Below are 7,264 nucleotides of genomic sequence, written 5' to 3' on the forward strand. Positions count from 1 at the left end.
GGGGCGCCCTGCAAAAGATCGGCAAGTTCACCATGGAGATCGTCAAGCGGTCGGACAGCGCCAAAGGCTTCGAAGTCCTGCCGCACCGATGGGTCGTGAACCGCTGTACAATGTTGCCAAGTTTGCCTTTGAGTGGTCGGTGCGCATCGAGCGTCCAAGCCGTAAGCGGCAGCTTGTTGAGGCTCGTCGCGGTCGGAATGCGAGTCGATTTGTCGCGGGCGAATCAGAGCCACCACAGGATTTAATGCGCCATCGACGGCCCAGCTGCGAGCTGGCCGATGGAGGCGCACATGGTCCGGCGCAAGGATCGCCCTGTGCTGCGCGTGCATGTGTCGTTCGAAGCGACAAGAACCGGCCCCCAACATCTGCTCGAGGCCTGTGCCCGCCTTGTGCCGATGATACGGCGCACAAGCCAGCGGCCGGACGGTCCTCCGGCCGCTCATCGAAGGTGAAGGAAGTAATGGCGCGATCGGGAGGTGAGCAATGACCGAGATGCGATGCGCGCTCTATGCACGGGTATCCAGCGAGGCCCAGACGCGCGACAACACGATCGCCAGTCAGGTCATTGCGTTGCAGGAACGCATTGCCGCCGATGGCTTCGTGCTTGAGCCAGGTCACAGCTATCTGGATGACGGCTACAGCGGTTCGATTCTGCTTCGCCCGGCGCTGGAGCGGCTGAGGGATGCGGTTGCCAGTGGCCACGTCGAGCGTCTCTACGTCCATGCTCCCGATCGGCTCGCCCGCCGCTACGCCCATCAGGCGCTGCTGATCGACGAGTTCCGTCGTGCCGGTGTGGACATCGTCTTCCTGAACCGCCCCATTGGTGGCACGGCCGAAGATGATCTTTTGCTCCAGGTCAGGGGGTGATCGCCGAATATGAGCGGGCCAAGATCCTCGAGCGGAGCCGTCGCGGTCGTCGTCACGCGGCCCGTTCCGGCTCCGTCAGCGCGTGTGCCGGCGGCTCAAGCAGATGGGCTGCCAAACGCGGGCAGGAGCCATGCATGGGCAGGAGCCATGCATTGGCACGCCTCCACGATCCGCGGTATGCTTGCCAATCCCGCCTATGTCGGACGCGCCGCTTTCGGGCGAGCCCGCTACTTGCCACCACGACCACGGTTGCGGCCAATCCGCGGCGATCCGCAGCCCTCGTCGCGGGCCACTTGCCGCGTTCTCGTTCCGCCTGAAGAGTGGATCGAGATCCGTGTTCCCCCACTTGTCGATCGCACCGTGTTCGAGGCGGCCCGTGCACAGCTTGAGGAGAACGGCAAGCGCAAGCGCCAACGCATGCCCGGCGCGGACTGGCTGCTGCAGGGCCTTACGGTCTGTCGGCGTTGCGGCTACGCCTATTATGGCAAGCGCGCCCCGAGTTCCCGCAGTATGACCCGACGAACACGCTGCGCTACTATCGCTGTATCAGTGCGGATGGCTACCGCTTCAGCGGCCACGCCGTGTGCAATAACCCGGCGGTGCGCGGCGATCACCTGGAAGAAGCAGTGTGGGATCAGGTGAAAGGCCTTCTGGAGGACCCGCGTCGTGTGGCCGACGAATATCGCCGCCGCCTCCGCCAAGCCCGCGACGAAATCCGCGAGCCGGATGAGATCGTCCGCCTGGAACGACAGATGGCCACCTTGCGTCGCGGCATCGGCCGGCTGATCGACAGCTATGCCGAAGGCGTCATCGACAAGGCGGAATTCGAACCGCGTATCGCTGGCCTGAAACAACGCCTCTCCCAGCTTCAGGAGCGGCACCGAGCGGCGGTCGAAGTGGCCGAGAACGAACGCGACCTCTCACTCCTCATCAGCCGTCTGGAAGAAGGTGACAGCAGGGCTCGCCGGCCTTGATCGGGCCGGCATGCGGCAGATCATCCGCTCCGTGGTTCGTCGGGTCGAAATCGACGACGCCCACATCGAGATCATCTTCCGGGTTCCCCCGCTCGATGGCCCAGCCCGCCCAAAATCACCAAGCAAAATGACCAGTTCCACGCAACATTGTACAGACGTTCGTCGAGCGGACCTTCGCATGGCTGGGCAGATGCCGAAGGCTGGCCAAGGACTTCGAGCGATCCATCGAATCCGCACAGGCCTGGGTCTTCATCGCAAACATCCGCTTGCTCACCCGACGCCTCGCAAGGATCTGAAAATATGGCGGTCATTCCGTTTCAGACACCAATGATCCCCCACATCGCACCGACGCTCCGACACCAGTCTTCGAGTACGGTCCGGATACTCGCTTCAGGATCGGCGTCGCGTTTGAACGCCCACCAGATTAGGGATCCCTGCCAAATGCTGGCCATCTGCCAACCCATTCGCTCGGCATGTGCAGCTTGGTTCGTCAGCCGTCTGCCTTTACCGCAAATTCATCAAGCGAATCAGGGTAATTGTCATGGGGCGAGGCACTTATGACTTTCTCGCCAGGGACGACGCCCCTTGGGCCTACTACGACCAACGTGTTCTTGTTGTCACGTCCCAGCCGATTCCGAGTCCTAAGGGACATCTGGAGACGCGCAGCGACGTAGACGATCTCATTACCGAAGTCTCAGCGACGGAGATGTGTGGGTTCTCGGCGGAGGGAAACTGCAGATGGCGTTTATCGAGTCGGCCCTGAATAACGGTTAAGGCGTTGATATTCCGAACCCGTGAAGAGGGATGGAAGCATCCGATTTCGCCGTTTTCGACTGGAGTGTTTGCAGGCACCAGGCAAGCCAAAGAGCGAGAACCGTGAGGATCAGGCGCAGATTTTGGCCTGCGGCGACGAGCAGCGCATTGATCCCATCGCCAGCATGGCCGCGGAGGAAGTTGCGGTCCACCGGGCTGCTGGCGCGCCTTTCATGGCTTCTTGAGAAGGCGCTGTCGCGAACGGAACGACACTTTCCGATCATTGTGATCCAGGAAGCCGGTCTCGACGGGTTCTGGCTCCTGAAGGGATCGAAAGCCACGTCGTCGATCCCGCCTCGATCGCGACCCGTCGCCGACAGGCGAAGACTGACAGGATCGACGGCGAAGCCATGGTGCGGGCGCTGCTGGCCTACAAGCGCGGCGAGCCGCGGGTGTGCGCGATGGTCAAGGCCCCCGGCCGGAAAGAGGAAGACCGCCGTCGCATTACTCGACAGCGCAAGGTGCTAACCGGCGAATGGGTGAGCCACGTCAACCGTATCAAGGGATTGTTATTTGCACAGGGCATCTCCGGATACGAACCGCTGCGCCGCGATCGGCGGGCACGGCTTGAGGAACTGCGGACCGGCGATGGCAGAGCGCTGCCAGCGCATCTCAAAGCGCAGATATGCCGCGAACTCGATCGGCTGGAACTGCTTCTCGAGCAAGTCAAGGCCGTGGAGGCGTGGAGGCGTGGAGGCGTGGAGGCGTGGAGGCGTGGAGGCGGAGCGAGCCGCGTTGCTGGCCGAGGCGCAAGACGCGGCAACGCCCACCTCGGCGGCGATGTTGCTAGACGTGAAGGGCATCGGACCGGAGTTTGCTGCCATGCTTTGGTCGGAAGGGTTGTTCCGCCATTTCGACAACCGACGGCAAGTGGCGGCCTACGCCGGCCTTGCGCCGACGCCTTGGCAAAGCGGCTCGCTCGATCGTGAGCAAGGCGTGTCGAAATCCGGCAATCCGCGGCTGCGAACGACGATGGTTCAACTCGCCTGGCTATGGCTGCGCCATCAACCGCAATCGGCGCTTGCTCTCTGGTTCCGTGGACGCGTTCAGCAAAACGGCGGGCGGATGCGTAAGACAATGATTGTGGCGCTCGCCCGCAAGCTGCTAGTCGCACTCTGGAAGTATGTAACCGCCGGCATCGTGATCGAAGGCGCCGTGATGAAGGCCTGTTTGACCCTAATCCCGTAATCCGCCAGGACCCGATCAGTCCTGGCCGATCCAGGTGGATGAACCGATACCTGGCATGGCCTGAATGCCCGTTTTGTAGAATGGTTTCATCCTCCTGAGCCCTTGCTCGCCGCAAGCGGGATATTGGTGCAGCCGTACTGAACGGCGACCGCATGTGAGGTTGATCGTGCTCGGAGACGGCCGGTCATGCAAATCGGGCTCAGACCTTGGATGCCGAAACAGTCCTGGGGTTCTGCTCATGCGTTGCTGAATTTAATCCTTGACCCCAAGAAGCCCATGTGAGGCCAGGTACCAGCGCACGCAAAGCAGGATCACCGACTGGTCGAAATGGCGGCCCTTGAACATCACGTGCTTCTCCACAGCTGAGGAGTGTTTCTTGCCATGCTCCGCTTACCGAAAGGTTTGCGACAGAGCCGCCTTAGCCTCTCCTGTCACCGCAGTGTGTTGCTCTAGTCAAATACCGGTGAGCGGAGTTCTTCCTAGTCCGATTGATGTTCAGCCTACCTGTCGTCTTGGCCTTGAGGAGGAGGTGTCAATCAGCATGGACATCGCGACCGTGCTGGCTGATGTTGGGCTCACGTTCGCCCCAATCACATGGTGAAGCCGCTGTTGATCCTTCACAAACCGATACGTAGGTCACCGCACGGTTCAAAACGAGAACCGGTCGCACGCCATTCATTCGGAGCCGCGGCGCTTTGTCAGAACTTCATCAAAATGAAGGGCCCACTTTGCAGGCCCCTTTTTGCAAGCCTGAAAGACGCGGTCTTACAGTTTGACCGCCGCTTCCCGCGCCCACAGCCGCAGACCCCGGCAACTTTCAATGAAATCCGTGGCACTCGCCTTGTCGGCCAGCGGCAGCATTCCCTCGTCAGCGCCGGGCTCGACGCCCGCTTTGGCCAGAAGCGGCAAGGAGCCGGGCGTGAAGCCGATGAACTTGCAATGAGAAAAGGCATCGGCCACGAAATCGCGAGCCGCTGCTTCGCCGGCCAGCAGATTGGCGCTCTCTTCGGTGAGCAGGATGGCGACCGCGTCAAACAATACCGATGGGCCACCATCGATCATATGCTTGGCCACAATCTTGGTGCCATCGCTGACCACCGCACCGCCAACCTTTGGCGCGATGACTTCCATAGCGGCCCCTTCATTCTCAATGGCAGTCTGTAAGGCTTTGAAGAGACCGGCGTCCGTGCCGGTGCCGATCAGGACACCAACCTTGCGGCCAGCAAAGCTCTCCGGGCCATTGGCAATGATGCTCAGCGCTGGCGAGGGCTCGAGATCCGTCCGCGGCGATACAGCGGCGTCGGCCGGCTTCGGCATCTCGGTGATGCCAAGCTTGTCGGCGATCGTGACAGCGAGACCCTCATCGATGTTCAGCAAGTGCGCGATCATCCGCTCGCGGATGGCTGGGGTTTCAACCTTGCTCAGTTCAAAGGTCAAGGCCTGAGCGATGTGGCGTTGCTCAGGTGGGGTCTGGCTGTTGAAGAACTGGGCGGCCTGGCTGTAGTGGTCGGCAAAACTTTCGGGACGAAGCCTGACCTTCTGGCCCTCCTCGCCGTCAGCGAACGGCCGGAACCCACGCTCAGGGGATTCGCGCGGGCCGACGCCGAATGAATTCGGCTGGTAGTTGGCCCGTCCAACCGGGTTGCGCATCGCCATGTGGCCGTCCTGCTGGAAATGATGGAATGGGCATTTCGGCGCGTTGATCGGCAGCTGCGTGAAATTGGGGCTGCCCAGGCGTATGAGTTGAGTGTCGAGGTAGGAGAAGTTGCGGCCCTGCAGCAGCGGATCATTACTGAAGTCGATGCCAGGCGGAACATTCTGGGTCATGAACGCGACCTGCTCGGTCTCGGCGAAGAAATTATCCGGCATGCGGTCGAGAACAAGGCGCCCCACAGGTATTGGCGGCAAGATCTCTTCTGGAATGATCTTGGTCGGATCAAGGATGTCGAAGTCGAAATTGTCGGCAAACTCCTGGTCGAACAATTGCAGGCATAACTCCCATTCGGGGAAATCGCCGGATTGAATGGCATTCCAGAGGTCCCTGCGATGGAAGTCGGGATCTGCGCCATTGATCTTGACCGCTTCGTTCCACACGACTGATTGCATGCCAAGCTTGGGCTTCCAGATGAATTTCACGAACGTCGATTCATCGGCCGCATTGACAAGCCGGAAGGTGTGCACGCCGAACCCTTGCATGAAGCGGAAAGAGCGCGGGATGGCGCGATCCGACATCACCCACATGATCATGTGCATCGATTCCGGCGTCAGGCTGATGAAATCCCAGAATGTGTCGTGCGCCGATTGGGCTTGCGGAAAGTCACGGTCAGGCTCCGGCTTGACCGAATGGATTACATCGGGAAACTTGATCGCGTCCTGGATGAAGAACACCGGGATATTGTTTCCCACGATGTCCCAATTGCCCTCACTGGTGTAGAGTTTCACGGCAAACCCGCGGACGTCACGGGCGAGGTCGAATGACCCCTTGCTGCCGGCCACCGTCGAGAACCGGACGAATGCCGGCGTTTTTTCTCCGACCCGCTGGAAGATGTCGGCGCGCGTATATTTTGCGAGCGACTCGTAGGTTTCGAAAAAGCCATGCGCGCCATAGCCACGCGCGTGCACAACCCTCTCAGGAATGCGTTCATGGTCGAAATGAAAAATCTTTTCGCGGAAATGAAAATCCTCGATCAGCGTGGGGCCACGTGCGCCGATCTTGAGAGTGTTCTGATCGTCTGAGAGCGGGCCGCCCTGGGCTGTTGTCAGGACGTCAGTGTCACCCTCCGCAACCTGATGCAATTCCCCTCCTTGACCTCTGACCAAGGTCAAGTCGTGGACGGTGGCTGTCGGTGCGTTGGCTTCGGCTACTGGCTTACGCGGCATAGTGCTCTCCTTTGAAACGCTTGAGAAATGTGGGCTCTGTCGCAAACCTGGAAATGGGGTTGTGAACGGCCATTTCGGCCTGTCCGTGAGGCAGCGAGGATATCGAATTGCTCAGCGATCGACAGACTGGGATTGTAGGCATACCTCGCCTGTCGCTTGCGCATCATGTGGATCATCTCGATGCCGGAGAGGATAACCACGGCGCTCGCCTGCGACTTGAAGCCGAGCATGGCTCGAACGCGGCGCTTGATACGCCGGTGATCCTGTTCAATCCGATTGTTGAGATACCGGCTATTGCGGATGCGGATCGGCTTCAGCGGTCGCCGCGATCGCTGCCGCAGCCGGCTTTCAGCGTCGCAGGAAAGGATCGCCTCGTAATTGGTCTGGCTGCCGTCGATGACGATGCGCTCCGGCCAGCCATGGCGCTTCAGCACCTTGCGGAGGAAGCGTTTGACCACCACCAGGTCACGGTTTTCGCTGAAGAAGAACTCGACCGTGTCGCCGAGGCTGTCGATGGCGCGGTAGAGATACATCCATTGGCC

At 60.5% G+C, this 7,264-nt stretch carries 3 protein-coding genes and 7 pseudogenes; 7 read left to right on the top strand and 3 right to left on the bottom strand.

Annotated features, from left to right (window positions below):
* From NKH57_RS33005 to NKH57_RS33030, 6 genes and pseudogenes are all read left to right on the top strand, one after another.
* Positions 1-104 (top strand): annotated as a pseudogene (locus NKH57_RS33005) (IS5/IS1182 family transposase); the annotation flags it as partial.
* Between the two features lie 379 nt (positions 105-483).
* Positions 484-867, top strand: a complete 384-nt coding sequence (locus tag NKH57_RS33010; RefSeq protein WP_352607553.1) for a recombinase family protein — start codon at positions 484-486, stop codon at positions 865-867.
* A gap of 177 nt (positions 868-1,044) precedes the next feature.
* Positions 1,045-1,203 (top strand): annotated as a pseudogene (locus NKH57_RS33015) (recombinase family protein); the annotation flags it as partial.
* A 128-nt stretch (positions 1,204-1,331) separates the two neighbouring features.
* Positions 1,332-1,841 (top strand): recombinase zinc ribbon domain-containing protein, encoded by a 510-nt coding sequence (locus NKH57_RS33020; RefSeq protein WP_352950516.1) that lies wholly within the window; start codon positions 1,332-1,334, stop codon positions 1,839-1,841.
* Between the two features lie 161 nt (positions 1,842-2,002).
* Positions 2,003-2,137 (top strand): annotated as a pseudogene (locus tag NKH57_RS33025) (IS5/IS1182 family transposase); the annotation flags it as partial.
* Between the two features lie 209 nt (positions 2,138-2,346).
* A pseudogene (locus tag NKH57_RS33030) lies at positions 2,347-2,594 on the top strand (dihydrofolate reductase family protein); the annotation flags it as partial.
* A gap of 17 nt (positions 2,595-2,611) precedes the next feature.
* Here the strand turns inward: NKH57_RS33030 and NKH57_RS33035 are convergent.
* Positions 2,612-2,806, bottom strand: a pseudogene (locus NKH57_RS33035) (hypothetical protein); the annotation flags it as partial.
* Positions 2,807-2,831: 25 nt separating this feature from the next.
* On the opposite strand from NKH57_RS33035, the pseudogene NKH57_RS33040 reads away from it, so the two are divergent.
* Positions 2,832-3,842: pseudogene (locus NKH57_RS33040) on the top strand (IS110 family RNA-guided transposase); the annotation flags it as partial.
* A 765-nt stretch (positions 3,843-4,607) separates the two neighbouring features.
* Here NKH57_RS33040 and katE read toward each other — a convergent pair.
* Together katE and NKH57_RS33050 are read right to left on the bottom strand one after the other, a co-directional pair.
* Entirely contained in the window at positions 4,608-6,722 is a 2,115-nt protein-coding gene (gene katE, locus NKH57_RS33045) for a catalase (RefSeq protein ID WP_352950518.1), read from the bottom strand.
* A gap of 86 nt (positions 6,723-6,808) precedes the next feature.
* Positions 6,809-7,264 (bottom strand): annotated as a pseudogene (locus NKH57_RS33050) (IS6 family transposase); the annotation flags it as partial.

The sequence above is a fragment of the Mesorhizobium sp. M1050 genome (genome assembly GCF_040318715.1).
GTDB lineage: Bacteria > Pseudomonadota > Alphaproteobacteria > Rhizobiales > Rhizobiaceae > Mesorhizobium.